16 protein-coding genes and 2 pseudogenes are annotated in these 18639 nt (G+C 60.4%); 5 read left to right on the top strand and 13 right to left on the bottom strand.

Annotated elements, in window-relative coordinates; genetic code table 11:
* Genes ACPYOI_RS00400 through ACPYOI_RS00410 form a run of 3 tightly spaced genes read right to left on the bottom strand, consistent with a single transcriptional unit; the run spans position 1 to position 5214 of the window.
* A complete protein-coding gene (locus ACPYOI_RS00400) occupies positions 1–3054 on the bottom strand; it encodes an efflux RND transporter permease subunit (RefSeq protein WP_481422386.1) in 3054 nt (1017 codons plus the stop codon).
* Positions 3051–4148, bottom strand: a complete 1098-nt coding sequence (locus ACPYOI_RS00405) for an efflux RND transporter periplasmic adaptor subunit (RefSeq protein ID WP_481422387.1) — start codon at positions 4146–4148, stop codon at positions 3051–3053. The genes ACPYOI_RS00400 and ACPYOI_RS00405 overlap by 4 nt, the downstream gene beginning before the upstream one ends.
* Position 4149: 1 nt before the next feature.
* Entirely contained in the window at positions 4150–5214 is a 1065-nt protein-coding gene (locus tag ACPYOI_RS00410) for an efflux RND transporter periplasmic adaptor subunit (protein ID WP_481422388.1), read from the bottom strand.
* Positions 5215–5592: 378 nt separating this feature from the next.
* On the opposite strand from ACPYOI_RS00410, the gene ACPYOI_RS00415 reads away from it, so the two are divergent.
* Positions 5593–6057, top strand: a complete 465-nt coding sequence (locus ACPYOI_RS00415) for a TetR/AcrR family transcriptional regulator (protein WP_481422402.1) — start codon at positions 5593–5595, stop codon at positions 6055–6057.
* A 161-nt stretch (positions 6058–6218) separates the two neighbouring features.
* On the opposite strand, the gene ACPYOI_RS00420 is transcribed toward ACPYOI_RS00415, so the two are convergent.
* The 6 genes and pseudogenes from ACPYOI_RS00420 to ACPYOI_RS00445 form a co-directional block, all read right to left on the bottom strand.
* Positions 6219–6518 carry a hypothetical protein gene (locus tag ACPYOI_RS00420; RefSeq protein ID WP_481415564.1) on the bottom strand — a complete coding sequence of 100 codons (300 nt, stop codon included), beginning with the start codon at positions 6516–6518 and terminating at the stop codon, positions 6219–6221.
* Positions 6519–6897: 379 nt separating this feature from the next.
* Positions 6898–7326, bottom strand: coding sequence for a DUF2092 domain-containing protein (locus tag ACPYOI_RS00425; RefSeq protein WP_481422389.1), 429 nt, complete (start codon positions 7324–7326; stop codon positions 6898–6900).
* Entirely contained in the window at positions 7323–7535 is a 213-nt protein-coding gene (locus ACPYOI_RS00430; RefSeq protein ID WP_481415562.1) for a hypothetical protein, read from the bottom strand. The genes ACPYOI_RS00425 and ACPYOI_RS00430 overlap by 4 nt, the downstream gene beginning before the upstream one ends.
* Before the next feature lie 273 nt (positions 7536–7808).
* The gene (locus ACPYOI_RS00435) at positions 7809–8591 is read right to left on the bottom strand and encodes a 3-hydroxybutyrate dehydrogenase (RefSeq protein WP_481415561.1); all 783 of its coding nucleotides are present in this window, start codon (positions 8589–8591) and stop codon (positions 7809–7811) included.
* Positions 8592–8617: 26 nt separating this feature from the next.
* Positions 8618–9376 carry an acetoacetate decarboxylase gene (locus tag ACPYOI_RS00440; RefSeq protein WP_481415560.1) on the bottom strand — a complete coding sequence of 253 codons (759 nt, stop codon included), beginning with the start codon at positions 9374–9376 and terminating at the stop codon, positions 8618–8620.
* Positions 9377–9402: 26 nt separating this feature from the next.
* Positions 9403–10575: pseudogene (locus ACPYOI_RS00445) on the bottom strand (patatin-like phospholipase family protein).
* 148 nt (positions 10576–10723) lie between these two features.
* Between ACPYOI_RS00445 and ACPYOI_RS00450 the strand changes: the two are divergent.
* On the top strand, positions 10724–11410 hold the full coding sequence (locus ACPYOI_RS00450) for a TetR/AcrR family transcriptional regulator (protein WP_481422390.1): 687 nt from the start codon (positions 10724–10726) through the stop codon (positions 11408–11410).
* Positions 11411–11477: 67 nt separating this feature from the next.
* Entirely contained in the window at positions 11478–11996 is a 519-nt protein-coding gene (locus ACPYOI_RS00455; protein ID WP_481415558.1) for a hypothetical protein, read from the top strand.
* 212 nt (positions 11997–12208) lie between these two features.
* Here the strand turns inward: ACPYOI_RS00455 and ACPYOI_RS00460 are convergent, their stop codons facing one another.
* Entirely contained in the window at positions 12209–12700 is a 492-nt protein-coding gene (locus tag ACPYOI_RS00460) for a hypothetical protein (RefSeq protein ID WP_481415557.1), read from the bottom strand.
* A 236-nt stretch (positions 12701–12936) separates the two neighbouring features.
* Here ACPYOI_RS00460 and ACPYOI_RS00465 point away from each other — a divergent pair.
* Positions 12937–13455 (top strand): annotated as a pseudogene (locus ACPYOI_RS00465) (alpha/beta hydrolase); the annotation flags it as partial.
* Between the two features lie 75 nt (positions 13456–13530).
* Here the strand turns inward: ACPYOI_RS00465 and ACPYOI_RS00470 are convergent.
* The 3 genes from ACPYOI_RS00470 to ACPYOI_RS00480 form a co-directional block, all read right to left on the bottom strand.
* On the bottom strand, positions 13531–13638 hold the full coding sequence (locus ACPYOI_RS00470) for a zinc-binding dehydrogenase (RefSeq protein ID WP_481422403.1): 108 nt from the start codon (positions 13636–13638) through the stop codon (positions 13531–13533).
* Positions 13595–14332, bottom strand: a complete 738-nt coding sequence (locus ACPYOI_RS00475; protein ID WP_481415556.1) for a zinc-binding dehydrogenase — start codon at positions 14330–14332, stop codon at positions 13595–13597. Before ACPYOI_RS00475 ends, ACPYOI_RS00470 begins: the two co-directional genes overlap by 44 nt.
* A gap of 294 nt (positions 14333–14626) precedes the next feature.
* Entirely contained in the window at positions 14627–16072 is a 1446-nt protein-coding gene (locus tag ACPYOI_RS00480) for a DUF5939 domain-containing protein (protein WP_481415555.1), read from the bottom strand.
* 283 nt (positions 16073–16355) lie between these two features.
* Here ACPYOI_RS00480 and ACPYOI_RS00485 point away from each other — a divergent pair, with 283 nt between their 5' ends.
* Positions 16356–18257 (top strand): potassium transporter Kup, encoded by a 1902-nt coding sequence (locus ACPYOI_RS00485; RefSeq protein WP_481415554.1) that lies wholly within the window; start codon positions 16356–16358, stop codon positions 18255–18257.
* Positions 18258–18639: the final 382 nt, after the last annotated feature.

Below are 18639 nucleotides of genomic sequence, written 5' to 3' on the forward strand. Positions count from 1 at the left end.
TCAGTTCTGCTCGACTTCGCGAGGAATCCGGAACCACGCGACATAGAGCGCCGGCAGGAAGAGAAGCGTCAGCGCCGTGCCGACGACGATCCCGCCCATCATCGCGTAGGCCATTGGACCCCAGAATATCTCATGCGAGATCGGAATGAGAGCCAGGGTCGCGGCCGCTGCCGTCAGCATGATCGGCCGCATGCGATGTTCCGTCGCCTCCACCACGGCATTCCACGCGGACATCCCCTCTGCGCGTAACTCCTCGATCTGGACGATCAGGATCACGGAGTTGCGGATGAGGATCCCGACCAGCGCGAGGACGCCGAGGAGTGCGACAAACCCCAAGGGCGAGTTGCTGGCAAGGAGCGCCACGACGACGCCGATGAGGGCCAGAGGGGCCACCGAGAAGACCAGGAGAAGCCTGTGGAAGCTCTGAAGCTGGATCATCAGGAGCGTCGCCATGATGACGAACATGGCAGGCGCCACCTTGGCGATCGGACCCTGCGACTTGGCGCTTTCCTCGACCGCGCCGCCCACTTTGACCGAGTACCCGGCCGGCAGCGTCTTTTCGAAGGCCGCAACCTTGTCGGAGAGCGCCTTCACGACGGTCGCCGGCTGCGTCGCATCGCCAATCCCCGCCTTGATCGTGATGGTCGGAACTCTGTCGCGCCGCCAGATGGTCGGCTGTTCGAGCTCATAGTGGAAGGTTGCGACCGATGACAGCGGGACCGACTGGCCGCTGCTGCTCTGCAGTTGCAGATCAAGCAGCGTGTCGATCGAGCCGCGCTCCTTTTCCGCGGCACGGCCGATGACGTCGACCAGATAGATGTCGTCCCGGACCTGCGTCACGGCATTTCCCTGTACGACGGTGTTGAGCGCCATCGCGATGTCCTGGGAGGAAACACCGAGCTGCCTGGCCTTGTCCTGCAGCACGTCAATCTTCACGACACGGGCCGGCTCGTTCCAGTCGAAGGCAAGGTTCCTGAGGGAAGGATGGGAGCCGACGATCGAGCCCAGCTTCTGTGCCAGGTCGCGCACCGTCTGCAGATTTTCGCCGGACACGCGGTACTGGATCGGCTTGCCGACCGGGGGCCCGATGTCCAGTAGCTTCACATAGGCGTCCGTTCCCGGAAAGGTCTTCTGAAGGTAGGTTTCCATCTGCTGCTTCAGCTTGTCGCGGACGTCGAGATCCTTCGTGACAATGATCGTCTGGCCGAAGGACACGTCGGCCGGCTGCACGTCGAAGGATAGAAGGAAGCGCGGCGCGCCCCTGCCGACGTATGTCGACCAATGTTCGACGCCAGGGTTGCCGGCAAGTATCTCATGCTCGAATTGGGCCATCTGGCGGCTCGTTTCCGTAATCGAACTGTTCTGCGGCAGGTTCCAGTCGATGATCAGTTCAGGACGGTCGGAGCTCGGGAAAAACTGCTGTTGCACCATCGACAAGCCGACGATCGATCCAGCGAAGAGGAGAACTGTTGCGACGATCGTCATCCAGCGCCAGCGCAGGCAGAACTGCAGCAGGCTCGAAAACGCCCTGGCAAAGCGCCCCTTGTGCTCAGCATGCTTCTTCATTGTCTTCGGTAGAATGGTCACGCCAATCAGAGGCGTGAACAAAACCGCGACCACCCACGAAACGACGAGCGACACGGCAATGACGACAAAAAGAGTGAAGGTGAACTCGCCTGCGTTGCTCTTGTTGAAAGCGACAGGAATGAAACCCGCCACAGTTACGAGCGTGCCGGTAAGCATCGGGAAGGCTGTCGAGGTATAGACGTAGGTCGCGGCATTCCTCAGACTGTCGCCAGCTTCCAGCCGCGCGACCATCATCTCGACGGCGATCATGGCGTCGTCCACGAGAAGCCCGAGCGCGATGATCAGCGCTCCGAGCGAGATGCGCTGCAGCGAGATGCCGGTGTAGAGCATCACCAGGAAGGTGATGGCGAGAACCAGCGGGATCGCAACCGCCACAACCAGGCCAGCCCTCATCCCGAGGCTGATGAAGCTGATCGCGAGCACGATCGCGACCGCTTCGAACAGGGCCCTTGTGAAGCCCCCCACTGCCTCGTCGACCACCTTCGGTTGGTCGGAAACCTGTTGGACCGAGACGCCAACGGGAAGGTTCTCAACGATCCTGCTCATCGTCTTGTCGAGCGCTTCGCCGAAGGCAAGGAGGTTGCCGCCCGTCTTCATGCCGATCGCGAGCCCTATGGCCGGCTTTCCGTTAAAGCGGAAGAGCGAAGTTGGCGGGTCGACGTAGCCGCGCGTGATGGTGGCGACGTCCGTCAGCGGGAAAAAGCGGTCGTTGACCCTGAGATTGATCCTACGCAAGGTCTCTTCGGAGATGAACCGCCCGCCGACCCGCAAGGCAACGCGCTCCGGTCCGGTTTCGACAAAACCAGACTGCGTGACAGCGTTTTGCGCCTGCAGCGTGGCGATGATGGCGGAGCGGTCGATGCCGAGGGCGGCGATCTTGCGGGTCGAGAATTCGAGGTAGATCACCTCGTCCTGCGCACCGACCACGTCGACCTTGCCGACGTCGGGGATCTTGAGGATTTGCGTTCGGGCGTTATCGGCGAAATCGCGCAGTTCCCGCTGGCTAAGTCCGCTGTCGTCCATGAAGGCAAAGATATTGCCGTACACGTCGCCGAACTGGTCATCGAAGAACGGTCCGACCACGCCTTGGGGAAACTCGTAGGTGATGTCGTCGATTAGATTGCGGACGCGCGACCAGGTGGGCTTCACGTCCCGCGCGTTCGTATCCGGCAGCAGGTCGACGAAGACGATCGTCTGACCGGCGGTCGTGATGCTGCGTGTGTGTTCGAGGTTGTCGAGTTCCTGCAGCTTTTTTTCGATGCGGTCGGTGACCTGCTGTGTCACCTCCTCAGCGGAAGCGCCCGGCCACCGGGCCTGGATCACCATCGTCTTGATCGTGAAAGACGGATCTTCTTCGCGACCGAGCCCGAGATAGGCGAAGGTGCCCGCTACCGCGAACATGATCATGAAATACCAGACGAGAGAACGATGCTTGAGCGCCCAGTCCGAAAGGTTGAATTTTTTCACGGGGGTAGCTCCGGTGCGAGTTTCACTTTCTGTCCATCGACAAGTTGGTCGATTCCGGCGACGACAATCTCTTCCCCTTCCCGCAGGCCCGAGAGAACCTTGACGGAACGGGCGCCGGACGCCGGGTCATCCAGTTCAACCGGTCGCTTAGCCACGGTGGCTGTCGAGCGATCCACCACCCAGACCTGGATGGCGCCGCCTTCGCTGCGGATGGCGAAGACCGGTAGCGCGATGGCCTGTGTCCTTTCATCGACAAACGGCGTCGCGGTCACCACGGCGCCGAGTCGGAAGATGTCCGGGCCCTGATCGATGGCGATCTTCAGCCGATAGGTGCGGGTGTTCGGATCGGCCTGAGGCGCGATCTCGCGGACGACGCCAATGGCTTGAATCTTGCTGTCGAGCTGGAGGGCGACGCTGAAGCGGTCGTCCAGGCGAATGTTACTGAACTGCGCCTCCGGAATGTCGACGATCACGTCGCGCTGTTCGAGGCGTGCCAGCTTCACGACCGGCTGGCCGGCAGAGACGGTCTGGCCCATCTCTACGAACGCGGCGGTGATGACGCCATCGAACTCGGCCCTCAGCTCGGAGTAGCCAAGCTGCTCATGCGCCTTCGCAAGGCTTGCCGTTGCTTTCGCAGCATTGGCGGTAGCCGACTTGAGCTGCTGTTCGGCAAGATCGTGATCGGCAACGCTTGCCGCATTGCGTTGCACGAGCCTTCGCTTGCGCATTTCGGTGGTCACGGCGTTCTCCAACTGCGCCTGAGCGTTGCGCAGATCGGCTTCCGCGCTCTTGACCGCGAGCTGGAGACTAAGAGGATCGATCTCCGCGAGGACATCGCCCTTGTGGACCAGGTCGCCCACGTCGACCTTGCGAGACACCATTCGTCCGAGCGTCCGGAACGCCAGATCGGTCTCGATACGGGCGCGTACGACGCCAGGCAAGCTTGGCGCCTGGTTGCTTTCGGCCGCAGCTATGACGACTTTAACTGGACGAGGACCCGAGTGCTCTCTTGCGACGGAGTCCTGATCGCAGCCTGCAAGAAGCGACATAGACAGAAGAAGCGAGAGAGAGTTGCATATGCGATTGAGAGTCATCTCACTTGCCATCCCAGGCGACTGCCTGGCCTTCCTTGAGGAACTTTCCACCTTCGGTCACGACCAGGTCGTGCGGGGCGACGCCGCCCGTGACGACGAAATCGCTCTGGCGGTATCGGCCGACAGAGATCTTCCGGAGCGAAACCGAGTGGTTTTTGCCGTTCACGAGCCACACGGCGGGTTCGCCTTCGGCTGATGCGATCGCGGTGTAGGGCAGCACGATTCCGTCGCGCGGCGCGGCCCGCAGCTTGCCCACCACGGGCGTCCCGAGCGGCCATGGCGTGCCGCCCTGGAGCCCCACCTTGATCCGGATCGTGCCACCCTTCCCATCTATGACGGGTGAAACCTCGCGTATGTTGCCATGGACGTCGCGGGAGGGGTCCGACACGGGTGCCACCTCGACGTCCTTCAACGGCCGGCCATCCAGGAAGAACGCCTCGAAGACATCGAACACTGCGTCTCGGGGACCGTCATGGGCGAGCGTGAAGGCGGACTGCGCTGCTGATACCACCTGCCCGGCTTCGATGCCGCGCGCGGTGATAATGCCGTCCGCGGTGGCCTTAAGCTCGGTGTATGACAGCGCGTCCTCGGCAGTCGCAAGCGCGGCCTCGCCGGTCTCGAGGGAAGACTGCGCGCTCAGCAGCTCCTTCTGCGCATCGTCAAAGATCGCCTGCGGGACAGCCTGCGACCTCAGGAGCGACCTCGAACGCTCGAACGCCAGTGTCTTCTGTGTAAGGACGGCCTGCGCCGACTCCAGCGCGGCGCGGGCGACGCTGACGTCCGCCTGCTGTTCCGTGTCGTTGAGGCGGGCAAGAACGTCGCCGGCGTGGACATGCGATCCGATGTCGACCCTTCTCTCAAGAACCCGGCCGCTGACGCGAAAGGAGAGCTCGGTCTGAACCCTGGCCTTCATCTCGCCGGTGATTTCCGCACCGGGTTGATACTGAGCCTCGGCGGCCGCGACGACACGGACCTGCTGCTGTGGCGGCGCCACTTCAGCTTTGTCTTCGCAGGCAGCCAGAACTGCGCAGGCGAGACCAATTCCCAGCAATCGAAAGGACTGCATTTTTGCTCCGGTAAGGTTGCGAAGAGAGCCGCGTTGTTGATCGGCCAGCTTCAATCTGCTGCGTGTAAAAGGCCACTGCCAGATGTTGACAATGCCCACTTAATGGCAAAAGTAGGCGATGTCAACATCCTTCGGATCAAAAATGTTGACACACGCAACATTGATTCAAGTCGAACAGGTAAGACCAAGTCACCGGCAAGGGTCCTGAGCGGGCCACCACAGGTGTACCCCCGATGTTGTCAAACGAATTGGAAAGAAAACATCGCGGGCGGAGCAGAAGGCAAGGCGGCCTCGTGAAATACTGGAGGCCGCGTTTGAGGAGTTTGCGAGGAGAGAATATAGGGAACTCCGGCTAAAGACGTCGCCACCCGCTCGGGAATAACAAAGGGAACGGTCTACCTCTATTTTCCGACCAAGGACGTTCTTTTCCAGGAAATGCTTCGGAACAACTCCGCTTCATCCGCGGATTTAGCGACCGCCATCGACAGCCTTCGGGAATCCTGCGCCGACCGATTACGGGCCCTGCTGCGAAGGCCGGATATGTCGCGCGACATCCGGCCTCAGCCTCTTCAACATGCCGAGCTGAATCTAATTTCCACTAGAAGCGCGATTGTAATCCGACGGCGGGACTTCGCCCGTGACCAAGATGTTTCCCTGGATCTTATAGGCGGCCGCAGCCTGAAGCCAACCGACCGCATCTTCCGATGTCCATGCCGTGCCCTCCGGCGGCAGGCTCTCAAACAGCCGGCAATTAGAGGATTGACAGACTGGGAACCGCCATGGCCGCCGCTCTGGTTCGAGCCGCCCTCTCCGCTGCAAACAGGCCGGTCGGAGCGGCTCTGATCGGAAGAGGTCGCATATTCTCCGCCAGATGAGCCTGAAGACCTGGTGTGAGACGAACCTGAAGAACCCCCGTGAGATGAACCCGACGACGCCGCGTTAGCGGAGCCCACGCTGCCTTGGGACGAACTCGATGACGCTGCGCCATAGGAACCCGTAGAGGATCAAGACTGATCTCCATAGGAAGAATAAGTCATTCCGCCGGCGCTCGAGGCGGTGGCCGCACCAGTGACGACGCCCGCCGCATACCCGCCTAGGACGTACGCGTCGCGGCGATTGTATCCACGCCCATAGTCTCCACCGCCATACTCTCCCGGACCATCGTCGCCTACACCATGGTCTCCACGACCATAGTATCCATGGCCAAAGTATCCATTGCGATTGCCCGAGACCTTGAGATCGCCAGAGTTGTTGACGGTAAGGTTGCCCGAGTCCTTCGCGACGATATTGCCCCCGGAGTTCATGAAGGTGCGGTTTCCATTGATGTTACCCCCCGAGTTAAGGGTGTTGCGGACGCTTCCGGACAGGTTGCTCCCTCTGTGGCTTGGACCTTCCGCCAATCGCCCCTTTGCGCCGCCGACATCTGGCATACGAGTACGTGGGTTCACTGGTGGACGGTTCTGCGCGCCCACCGGCGGCCGACCGTGGCTCGCCATCGGCGGACGTGGGGGGCGGCCTATCTGCGGACGTGGGGGGCCGCCGGGCCCTGCCGACGGAAATGGGGTGGCCCTCCAGACGGGAGGGGTGGCGGACCTCCAGGTGGCGCAAACTGACCGAAGGCAATGTCCGATGTGATGGCCGTCAAAGCGAGAAAAGCAAGGCAGGTGCGCTTCAGATAGTTCATCACCTGCTCCCTTCCGTTCCCAACGCGACGGCTGGTGTCGGATCGATCTTTTTCACATCCGCAGGAGGCGCAAACGTGAATTCGGAGTCGGACAGAGGCGGCTGGGTCTTCCAACTGGTGAATTCGGCAACGAAGCTTGGTTGGCCCTGCAGCAACGGATAGGTGACGACCAGACGATGCGGCGTCGTCGCGTCATTCTTCTCGACCCACAATTCCACATCGATGCCGGACTTCCGTGAGAAAAGCAGATGCCGGCACTCGACACAGTCGACATTGGCGGTCCCTACCTGTGAGGCGGACAAGGCGTCCCCTAGCAGCACTTCGTCCGGAGAGCGCGCAAAAAGCGCGCCGAGCGGAAAATCGACGTCCAGCTTGGTTGCGACCTCGTCGAGCGCGAACGGTATGTCGTCCGACGCGGAGATCGTCATGTGCCGTCGTAGAATAGATCGTGTCTGCCGTCATCGCCGACAAACTCGACGGCGCTGACCGTTCTTGCCGTGACCGACAAGTCCCTCGCATGCAGGGTCTTTCCCATCTGCGAAACGGCAGTCGCTGCCTCGTCGCTGATCGCCGGTTTCACCGGCGGGGGCTGGTCATCTGCTCGGGCTGTCGGCAGCGCGGCGAATCCTACGAACATGCCGAGCGCAGTGGTCTGGACGGCCTTCCGCAGTCTCGCATGCTTACGACATCGACGGAGCGGCTCGTGGCCACCGAACGTCGTTGGGCGTGCGAGACAACCCGCCGCAAATCATTGAAGACTGCCATGTTCATTTCCTTTGATACTAAAGAACGAGAGCGCGCCAGGCCACTGCGGCTCGTCGCGAGGTAAAGCTGGTCCCGGGTGCAGAAGTTCCTGTCCCACGGCGTCACAAGGGGTGTCGCCGTTCGTCCGTCTGTTCGCGATTTGATCCTACTGCATGAACCAGCCGTGGCTCACGACCAGCGACTGACCCGTCACGGCGTTCGAACTAGCCGCCGCGAAATAGAGAACGGCGTCGGCCACGTCATCGGTGCTGGTGAACTCGCCGTCGACCGTGTCCTTGAGCATAACCGTCTTGACTACCTGCTCCTCGCTGAGGCCGAGTTCCCGCGCCTGCTCGGGGATCTGTTTGTCGACGAGCGGCGTGCGAACGAAGCCGGGGCAGACGACGTTGGCCGTGACGTTGTGCTCGGCTCCTTCCTTTGCGAGCACCTTGGCCAATCCGATCAGACCGTGCTTCGCCGTGACATAGGGCGCCTTCAGCTTCGAGGCTTCCTTGGAGTGCACAGAACCCATGTAGATCACCCGGCCGTAATTGGCGGCATACATGTGCTTGAGGCAGGCGCGGGTGGTCAAAAAGGCGCCGTCGAGATGGATCGAAAGCAGCTTTCTCCAGTCAGCAAAGGGAAAGTCGACCAGCGGCCTGACGATCTGGATGCCAGCATTGCTGACGAGCACGTCGACCTTGCCGAACATGGCGACCACGTCGTCAACGGCCTTTTCCACCTGCTCCTCGTCGGCGACGTTCATCGCAACGGCGAAGGTATCGCTGCCCTTGCTTTTGATCTCGGCGGCCGTTGCGTTCGCTGCGTCGAGATTAAGGTCGGCGACTACGGGGATGCCGCCTTCGGCGGCGAACCGAAGCGCTATCTCTTTGCCGATGCCGCTTGCGGCTCCTGTGACAATCGCCACTCGTCCATCAAATCGAGTCATGGATAGTTCCTTTCAATTGCAGGAGATCAGTCGTTTTGGAAGTAATCGAACACGACCTCGCCGAGGCCGAGCGTCAGGTCGGCAACGTAATGGCTGGCCGACGTGACCTCGCGCACAGGTAGACGCGCGACGTCGCACATTGCGTGATCGAACAATTGCAGGGCCGCCATCCCTGCCCATGCGCCCTTCAGCGTCACATCCTCGAGATAGTAGCGCACCAGTTCGCAAATCCGCGGCGAACCGTCCACGTGCGGGATGACCTTCAGCACGAAGGCTGGCTTCGCCATCGCTTTTGCCAGCGGCTCCAGCGGGAGCTCGCGATGCTTGTAGCCCATGGTCGCCGTCACGCACAAAACCGAGCCGTAGTGGAGCGTCCCGACCAGCGTCTCCTGCTCGTGCGACAGCTTCGGAGTCGCCAGTTTCTTTGGAAAGCCCCAAATCTCGCGGCCGCCGGCGATCGGAGAGTTGTCGTCAAGATACATAGCATGCACGTAGCTGCCTTCCTGCACCCTGCCCGATGACGTCGTGAACCGCACCGGAATGACCTGCCCGGTTTCCGTATAGTCGCCGAATCCGGTCGAATCCGGCATGCGGATGAATTCATAGGCGACAGTGTCGCTGATGACTTCCAGCGGCTCCGGCACGAGGGCGCGAAGGGCCTCCGGATCGGTCCGGTAGTTGATGACGACAAATTCGCGGTTGTAGAACTTGTAGGGTGGCCTCGGATAGGCGGGGTTGTTGAGCGGCATCGCGAAGGCATCCTCGCGGATTGTGGCGATCTTCATGTCGTGCTCTTCTCTTTGGTGAAAACTCAATCGAAGTCGAAAATAGCCACACCGTCCGGCGTGTCGGGCCGCTGCAGCACCTCGGGGTGGCGCAGTGTTCGAAGCGCGTCGTTGTAGCCGGAGGTCCAGTGCTCCTCCATGGTCAGGCGGGAGAACTCGTAATCCTTGGAGCTAGCTTCGTAGTTCTTGGCCCGGTACACGAGCTGGACGATGTTGTAGACCTTCTCGTCGGCCTGATCGACGAGAAGCTTGATCTCCGGATCGGCCCGCAGCAGCGCGTCCTTGGGGACGAGTTCGACCAGATGACCTAGGGCGCGATTAGCCGCTGCTGCGACCTGAATTGGTCGGTCGCCACGCGCGTGCGGCTCGAGAACCGGATATCCTTCTGCCGCAGTTCGATTCCAAGGAGGTCACGCGGGAACTCGCCCCGCGCGCTCCAAAGGTCGACCTGAAAGGTCAGCGTGTCCTGGCGCGGCGAGTTGTCGAGCACCCATTGCAGCGGCGTGTTCGATACGAGGCCCCCGTCCCAGTAACACTCGCCGTCAATCCTAGCGGCAGGGAAGCCGGGCGGCAGGGAGCCGCGCGCCATGATGTGTTCGGGGCGGATATCGTGGCTCGTGGTGTCGAAATACTCGAAGTTGCCAGTGCGTACGTTGACCGCACCGACGCTGAAACGCATCACTCCCGAGTTGATGCGGTCGAAGTCCACCAGCCGCTCCAGCGTCGCCTTGAGCGGTGCGACGTCGTAGAAGCTTTCCGCCTCGATACGACCGGCGGATGAAAAGAAAGGTGGAACCGGACGGGGCGTGAAGAACCACGCGGCGCCGTTCATAAGGGTTGCAAAGGCGTGCGTCTGATTGAGCAGGCCACGCGCGAAGTCACCCTGGAACGCTCCAAAAATTGCCGAAAAGAGAGTGGGAATCCCGTGAGCAGGGACGGTTACCGTCTCCCAGAAGCTCCGGAGCGCCTCCACTCGCCTGTCGGGCGGATTGCCGGCAATCAGGGCACTGTTGATGGCGCCGATGGAGATGCCGGCGACCCAGTCCGGATGCAGACCGGCTTCGGCCAGAGCTTGATAGACGCCGGCCTGATAGGAACCGAGCGCCCCGCCCACCTTGCAACAACAGAGCGATACGCTCGAACGGATGACGCTCCTTTGTGCGGTGCGTTTTGCGTCCGACGGAATGATGAATATCCATGAAGTGTCGCCTCTGTTGCTGGTTCGCGCTGCCTTCCGGAAGATGGAGCGCATGTTGACATCGCCCACTTAAAGGCTGGAGTGGACAATGTCAACATCTTCCAAGCAAAATGTTGACAAGAGCAACTTACCTCTCTAAATCGACGGATATGACCCAAGACATTTCCACCAGAAAACAGCGGCCCTATCACCACGGCGACCTTCACAGGGCGATTGTCGAGGCCGCGCTCGACGTGTTGAGCGAGTCTCAAAGCACAGAGTTTTCGCTTCGGGAGCTCGCCCGTCGGGCGGGCGTCAGTCACAACGCCCCGTACAAACACTTCGCCGACAAACGCGAATTGCTGGCGGCCGTCTCGGCGGTGGGGTTCGAACTGCTGGCCGAGCGCATGGCTGAAGCGACCAGGGAACTCGACAGCCCGCGCAAGAGGCTGGCGGCGATGGCCCGCGCATACGTCTGCGGCGGCGTCAACAATCCGGCGCTCTACAGATTGATGTTCGGGGGCTACCTCGCCGGCCAGGACGAAGGGCGTCCCGCGATCGAAAGAACCGCGGCCTACAACATGAAAGCCCTTATAGTTGCGGCGATTTCCGACGGCGCTCTCGGGCGTCCAATTGCAGATAACGAGGCCAATACCCGCACCATCGATGGAGCGATCCTCGTTTTTTGGTCACAGATGCACGGTCTGACTTTATTGCTGGCGGACCGCCTCGTCGGGCCTGGCGACAAGATGGAGGAGCTGACCGAGAACGTCCTGCATGGAATGCTCGACGGGTTGGTGAACAGCATCCCCGCAGTGCCGGAAGGCGTTTGGATAGGCCCTCCGCTAGCAGGCTAGAAGTACTGATTACGCCAGGCACGTAGCTTGTCGGCCGCGCCGCTTTCGATCCGAGAGGAGAATTCTCATGGACCCATACATCTCTGCCCTCACGGGCCTCGCCGGCGTCGCGCTCGGAGGTCTCGCCTCGTTCGCCACCGCCTGGATGACGCATCGGTCCCAGGTGAGGGAAAAGCATCGCGAGGTCGAGGTAGCCAAACGCGAAAAGCTGTTTTCGGATTTCATAGCCGAGGCCACGCGGCTATACGGCGATGCGATAAGCCATCAGAAGGACGACGTCTCGGACCTAGTGCTTCTTTATGCATTGGTCGCTCAAATGCGCCTGATTTCATCACGGCCGGTCGTGGACGCGGCCGAACTGGCGATGGCGAGGATCGTCGAAACCTACCTGACCCCCAATCGCTCGCTCTCTGATATGCGCGACCTCGCGCAGTCCGGCGCGATGAACTTTCTCCTGGATTTCGGCGAGGCTTGCCGCGCTGAACTGGCGGGAGGGCGCGCCGCATCTTCCGCGATGGGGTACTATAAACCTCGCGAACGTGATAACGCTCAACATCCCAAGCCTTCACTTTTATCAGCTCACTGAACCAACTTGGTTTCCCTCCGGGCCCACCACCTTTTATTCATCTCAACGGGTTAACCGGTAAGTGACTCGTGGATTGGACTACTTCTCCCCCGCGGCGCGTAGAGCCATAGGCGTCGCGTCAAGCTTCTTGAGATATATCTGAGTTATCCCGAATATTTTTATGCCCCAGCGGTTTTTTGGACGGCGAAAGGATCGGCGCCGCCCTCGCCATTTCATTGGCGTAGCTCGTGCGCAGGCCATTTAGGGTGTAACCCGGCGGGATACCTTTCAAACTGCCCTCTGGTTCGTAAGGCTCTTTCGGGAGAACGGCTTGCATAGTGCGTCTTAAGGATGGTGCCGCCCTTGGTCTGATCAAGAGCGGCCAGCACTTCTTGAAGCTCGGGACGAACGACCACCGTCACATACTCGTTTCCGCCGTTATTTTCGTCTTTGCTCGTCCAGAATTCGACTACCGTCACAACGCGGACCTCGTTAGTACTGTCATCGATGTAGCGATGAGGGTGAAGCTCGCCCCATGAAACGAGAGCGACGTCACCGCGCCGGTTGCCGAGGAAGCGAGCGAACGCGAAGGCGGTGCGTGCGGCACTCCCAAGCTTATGGAAGTTCTCAAACCGTTCGACGTACTCCGCTGGCCATGGCATGTGGCCTTTGGGCTTCGGAAGTTTATGTTGCTCGATGTCTTCCCAAGGTTCCGCAGACACCATTTCTTTATTACCGCGGCGGTGTAGAGCTTGCGAATGAGAATCGGGACGCGTTTCGCCTTTTGGGGGGAGTGGCTAGCCACCTGACTGCGCAATGGTGGTAAGATTTCCTCCTCAGGCGTGGCAATTTCCACCTCTCCGAATGTCGCCATTGTCCTCGGGAGAGATCCGAGCTTCAAGGAAGGTTTTCGGGTCGGCTTGCCTACCGCATAGCGCGCTTCCCCGCCGCCGGCGGCGAAATGATCAAGGATCGTGTGAACAAAGTGACGCTCGCCCCCATCGAGGAGTTCCGATGCGATTCCGACCTCTTTGGCGAGCTTGTGCGGGATGAAACTGCCCATTGCAGATGCGCAGGGCATTCGAACGAGGATTGCAGACAAGGGAGAAGGAGCTGGCGCTTGCTCCCCTTCTCGGCTCACTTAACCGCTGAAACAGGACTCGATCAATGTTCAAGAAACACGACCTACGCTTCCCGCCGAGGGGGAATCGAGCTCTCCGCGTGGCTGTTCGTTCCGGAGGGACACAAGCTGCCACTTCCGGCCATCACTATGGCGCACGGATATGCCGGGACGAAATATCATGGCATCGAGCCCATCGCGGAAGCCTTCGCAGAAGCTGGTTTCGTAGTGCTGGTGCATGATCATCGCGGCTTCGGCGAAAGCCGTGGCGAACCGCGGCACGACATCAATCCCTGGCAGCAGATCACCGATTGGCGCCGCGCTATCTCTTATCTGCAGGACCGCCCGGAAGTGGACGATGAGCGCGTGGGACTGTGGGGGACGAGCTTCGCAGGCGGCCATGCCCTCGTTCTCTGGTGCAAGCCCTGTCGCGTTCTAAACGACGGTCAAGACAATTTTCCCCATCGTCGCGCCACTCTCAAGCAGCCGATGGGCGGCCTCAACCTTTTCCAGTGGAAACGTCTTGCCGACTGAGGAACGGATACGGTTGTTCGCAACGAGCGGCAATACATCGTGTGACCCCAGCTTTGCGATGCGTCGCCTTCTCCGCCTTCGACAGTGGCCGTAGGGTGGAACCGACGAGGGTCAGGCGGCGTCGTAGAAGCGGCTCCAGATCAGCGGAAATCTTGCGGCCGCCCTGAAGCGAAATGATCGCGCAACGACCGTCGGCTGCCATCGCCTTGAGATTGCGGTCGATATAGTCGCCGCCAACCCTGTCCAGCACGACGTCTGCCCCCCGCCCTCCGGTCGCCTCGACGACGGCCGCTACGAAATCGACGCTGCGATAGTTGATGGCCACGTCGGCGCCTAGCGTTTGGCAGTAAGCGTATTTTTCGTCCGAACCGGCGGTCACCGCCACCTTTGCATCCATCGCCTTGGCACGCTGAACCGCGTGGCTTCCAATGCCGCTCGAGCCACCGCGAATGAGGACCCATTCGTGTCGTTTCAGGGCCGCCCGTTCAACCAGGTTGTATTCCACCGTCATTGCGACCTCGGGAAGCGCGGCGGCGGTGATGAAGTCGATTTCGTCTGGAAGCACGATGACTTGATCAGCTTCGGCGATGGTGTAGTCGGCGTAACCGCCACGGTGGACGAGCGAGCACACCCGTTGACCGGGTTTCAGGCCCACACCGTCTCCGACTGCCTCGAGACGGTCCTCAGCGGCTGAGCCAGCCAAAAGGGCGGTCCTCCCCGCCTAATTGTCTCAGATAAAGGCGAGCTTGGGCAGTCCCTTTTTCGTCGCCACCACCTCACTGGATCCCATTCAGAAGTAGCTTGCCGCCGTGGAGACGATCTGTTCGCCGGTGCTCATGCGCAAAACTTCATGCGACGGGATCCGCCGGTTCGGAGACTTCGGCGTCTCGAGCGACGTCCACGAGGAATGTCGTTTACTCGGTCGTTGTGACAAGAAAATCGGTTCGCACTCAAGCAACCCTCAGTTCAAAGCCGCCGCGATACCACCTCGCGACATCTAACCGGGCGTCACGCGGTACACACATGCAGCTCCTTCCACACCCCGAAGAGAAGCCTCGAAGGCAACCCACTTGTGACCGGTGAGGAGATGGCCGACACCCGGCGCCGAAAACAGCGCTTCGGAAATGCATATTTCCCCTGCGTCAGCCAGCGATTGCACGCGCGCGGCAACATTCACAGTTTGGCCGAAATAATCGAGGTTTTCGTTCAAGGTCACGGCGATGGAGGGGCCGCAATGGGCTCCGATCTTGAGAATGATGCTGGGATCGCCATGCTCGGCATTGTAACGCTCGATTTCCCACAGGATGTGAAGCGCGGCCGAGACAGCATCCGTCGGGCGGGAGAACGCAGCCATCACGGCGTCACCTATTGTCTTGACGATCGCCCCCGAATGCTCCTGCACGGTTGCGCCGAGCAATGCAAAATGCTCGCGGACAAGCGCGTAGGCATTAAGATCGCCGAGTCGTTCATACATTGCGGTCGATCCCTTGAGGTCCGTGAACAGCAGGGTCACCTGACGAATACCCAAACCTTCCTTCTCGTCGACGCATTCCGAGCGAAACAGCCGTCGAAAGGTCTGCCGGGCAAGCAGCATTCCGCCCGAGACATAAGGATCGAAGTCGAGAGCCGGCTTGATCTTCTGCGCCAGGATTTCGGTCGGCCAATTAATAAGCAGCAATGAGCCACGAGCGGCACCGGAGTTTTGCACTTCGACGATGACCGGACCGGGCGACACAGCCGCCAGAGAAGCGGAAAACCGCTGCCCGTCATATCCGATCCGCAGGAGAGTCGGCACTGCTGCGGGCTCGCCTGTGACGGCCACCGCAAAAGCGGCCTGGGTTTGAACGTTGATGCCTGCCAAGGCGCCTGAACCAAGCTCCGCCCGCAAGGTTGTGACCGAGCCCGGCGGGAGGAAGGAAAGGCCACGAACCAGCCCATGCAGGACGTCGAGAAAGCGGACCTGTTGGCCGGGTATCCGTCCATCGCCAAGGAATCTGGACTTCCAGTGAAAATCCTCAACCGAGAGCGAGCCGGGATCATGAAACATCAGCCGGCGGAGTTGCGGCGACACCGTGAAGGTGACCTCGATGAAGTCGTCGAGGTCGGCTTCGCCGGTGACGTCGCAGAGGCCGCAGACATAATGGGTCTTCAACGTTCGCAAGGCGCGGAAACTGTCGAGCACCATGCCGGACTGGGGACACACCACGTCCCAACTCATCTCGAACAATCCGCTTCGGGTCGCGTGGAGAAACAAGTCGATGCTTTCGGCCTCTGCGATGACCTGGTCGCGAGCAAATGCCAGGGGATTGACGCGATAGAGGGCCAAGTCGTCGCCACTGCGGATCAGCGCTTCCAATTTAGAAATAACGCTGGGACTCCAGGACCGGGCCCGACCGATCTCGGTCATCTTGCTTTCAAGAAGCCGCTCCTGAACGTAAGTCATTTACCAGCCCTGAGTCTCGCTATCGTCAGAATTGAGCCCGGCCTAGAGCCTCTTTCTGCTATTTAAGACTATAGCAAAAAATGGAACGCCGGTCCGCTTCGGGGTCAACTCGACAATGTCTCGACGCCTTCAAGTGCGCCCGTTCATGTGGGAGAGACGGCATCCCGGCGAGGTTTCATCACCGACCATCATCATCCCTTTCGAACCAATGTCATTTCCGAGCGTTGCCGGTATCATTGGCATCGCCTACAAATCCATTCACACCTCAGTCAGGACCTGTTCGTTGACCTACCCTCAACTGCGATCCGAAGACCCCGAACTCGACCATGAAACTCGGAGCGGTCTTCCTTCGCTCGTGCTTGCGGCGCTAGGTGTGGTCTATGGCGATATCGGCACCAGTCCCCTCTACGCCTTCAGGGAAGCGCTTCATGCGACGGCCGGCTCGGGCTCGCATCGTGACAACGTGCTGGGAATCCTATCACTTATCGTCTGGGCTCTGACGATCGTCGTGACAGTAAAGTACGTCAGCTTCGTCCTGAAGGCCGACAATCGCGGCGAAGGAGGAACTCTCTCCCTGATGACCCTCGCGCGCGAGAGCCTGTCCGGTAGACCCGCATGGGTCCTGGTGCTTGGCGTCGCCGGAGCCTCGCTCTTTCTCGGAGACGCAATCATCACTCCGGCGATCTCAGTCCTCTCGGCGGTCGAGGGAATTCAGGTCGTAGCCCCGGCCCTTTCCAACTGGGTGGTGCCGATCACCCTCACGATCATTGCAGTCCTGTTCTTCGTCCAGCGGTTCGGAACGGGTGGCGTCGCATCGGTGTTCGGGCCGATCATGGCGCTCTGGTTCGCCGCTCTTGGGGTGAGCGGGGCGATTCACATCCTCGATGACCCGGCTATCCTCGGCGCGATCAATCCGCTCCACGCAATGCGGTATGTCTCGAGCAATATCGGCCTCGCGGTCGCCGTGCTGGGGGCGGTGTTCCTTGCGGTGACGGGGGCCGAGGCGCTCTACGTCGATCTTGGCCATTTTGGCAGACGTCCGATTGTGACGGCATGGTTCTCGCTCGTTTTTCCATGTCTTCTGCTCAACTACTTCGGCCAGGGGGCGTTCGTGCTCGCTAATCCCGGAATGGCCGCGCATCCGTTCTTCGGAATGCATCCGGAATGGGCGAGGATTCCGATCGTGTGCCTCGCCACTGCTGCGACGGTGATCGCAAGCCAGGCGGTCATCTCCGGCGCCTACTCCCTCGTCCGTCAGGCGATGCATCTGAACTTGCTGCCACGGCTGCAGATCTTGCATACATCGGAGACGCATTCCGGGCAGATCTTCATGCCGCAGGTCAACAGTCTGCTCTTCGTCTTCGTAGCCGCCCTTGTCGTCTTCTTCCAGAACTCGAGCGGTCTGTCGGCGGCCTACGGGATCGCGGTCACGGGTGAGATGCTTATCACATCGGTTCTGCTGTTCGTGGTCATGCGACGCATCTGGGGCTGGAAGCCGGCGAGCGCTGCGGCTGTAGTCGTTCCTCTTTTCCTGATCGACACCGGATTCTTCGCCGCCAACGTCGCCAAGTTCGCAGATGGCGGCTGGGTGCCTGTTCTCGTCTCGTCGACCATGATCCTGATCATGCAGACGTGGATGGCGGGGCGACGGCTGCTCGCCGCCCGCACGAAGGCAGACGAGATTCCTCTGGCAGTAATCATCGACAAGCTTGCGCAGAAGAAACCTCCGACAGTTCCGGGCACGGCCGTCTTCCTGACGAGCGATGTCGAGGGCGCGCCAACGGCGCTCTTGCACAGCCTGAAGCACTACAAGGTCCTCCATGAACAGAACGTCATCCTCAGCGTCGTGACGGCGACGAGGCCCTTCGTGCCAGACGACGAAAAGATTTTCCTGGAAAGCTTCAATCCTCTCTTCAGCCGTCTTGTCATCACCTTCGGCTATATGGAAACGCCCAACATTCCACGTGCACTTGTCCTTGTGCGCAAACTCGGGCTGAAGTTCGACATTATGTCCACGTCCTTCTTCCTGTCGCGCCGGACGATCCTTCCATCGAAGAAAGGAGGGATGCCCCTCTGGCAGGACCGGCTGTTCATTGCGCTCGCCCAGAACGCCAGCAATGCGACAGATTACTTCGGACTTCCAACCGGCCGGGTCGTCGAACTCGGTCTTCAGACGGTGATCTAGCGCTGCGCGGATGAGCGTCAGACATAAACGCGCCGCACCACCACCATGGGAACGCAGATCTCCTTGCAGGTCCCTGATCCGAAGTCGAACTGGCAAAGATCGATGCCTTCGTTGCGGAACTACGAGCGTCTGACCGCGTGAAGTTCTCAGTGAAGGAACAGAGAGAGGCCGAACGAGCTGCTGGACCACACCGCCGAAGAGGCACCGGCATCCTAAACAATCAATTGTACATCGGTCGCCTGATATTCAACAGGCTGGCCTACCGCAAGAACCCCGTAAGCGAACGACGCGTGTCACGGCTAATTCGCCCGAGCACCACGTCGTTGAGGAAGTGCCGTCACTTCGCATTGTGAGTGACTCGCTTTGGAAGAGAGTGAAGCGA

This window comes from Rhizobium sp. SVR5-2C, from assembly GCF_056755115.1.

Excerpts from the sequence above, each read along its gene's own strand:
- ACPYOI_RS00405 (WP_481422387.1), bottom strand. The coding sequence starts at position 4,148 with ATGACTCTCAATCGCATATGCAACTCTCTCTCGCTTCTTCTGTCTATG.
- ACPYOI_RS00410 (WP_481422388.1), bottom strand. The coding sequence starts at position 5,214 with ATGCAGTCCTTTCGATTGCTGGGAATTGGTCTCGCCTGCGCAGTTCTG.
- ACPYOI_RS00420 (WP_481415564.1), bottom strand. The coding sequence starts at position 6,518 with ATGAACTCCGGGGGCAATATCGTCGCGAAGGACTCGGGCAACCTTACC.
- ACPYOI_RS00425 (WP_481422389.1), bottom strand. The coding sequence starts at position 7,326 with ATGACGATCTCCGCGTCGGACGACATACCGTTCGCGCTCGACGAGGTC.
- ACPYOI_RS00430 (WP_481415562.1), bottom strand. The coding sequence starts at position 7,535 with ATGTTCGTAGGATTCGCCGCGCTGCCGACAGCCCGAGCAGATGACCAG.
- ACPYOI_RS00435 (WP_481415561.1), bottom strand. The coding sequence starts at position 8,591 with ATGACTCGATTTGATGGACGAGTGGCGATTGTCACAGGAGCCGCAAGC.
- ACPYOI_RS00440 (WP_481415560.1), bottom strand. The coding sequence starts at position 9,376 with ATGAAGATCGCCACAATCCGCGAGGATGCCTTCGCGATGCCGCTCAAC.
- ACPYOI_RS00450 (WP_481422390.1), top strand. The coding sequence starts at position 10,724 with ATGACCCAAGACATTTCCACCAGAAAACAGCGGCCCTATCACCACGGC.
- ACPYOI_RS00455 (WP_481415558.1), top strand. The coding sequence starts at position 11,478 with ATGGACCCATACATCTCTGCCCTCACGGGCCTCGCCGGCGTCGCGCTC.
- ACPYOI_RS00460 (WP_481415557.1), bottom strand. The coding sequence starts at position 12,700 with ATGGTGTCTGCGGAACCTTGGGAAGACATCGAGCAACATAAACTTCCG.
- ACPYOI_RS00480 (WP_481415555.1), bottom strand. The coding sequence starts at position 16,072 with ATGACTTACGTTCAGGAGCGGCTTCTTGAAAGCAAGATGACCGAGATC.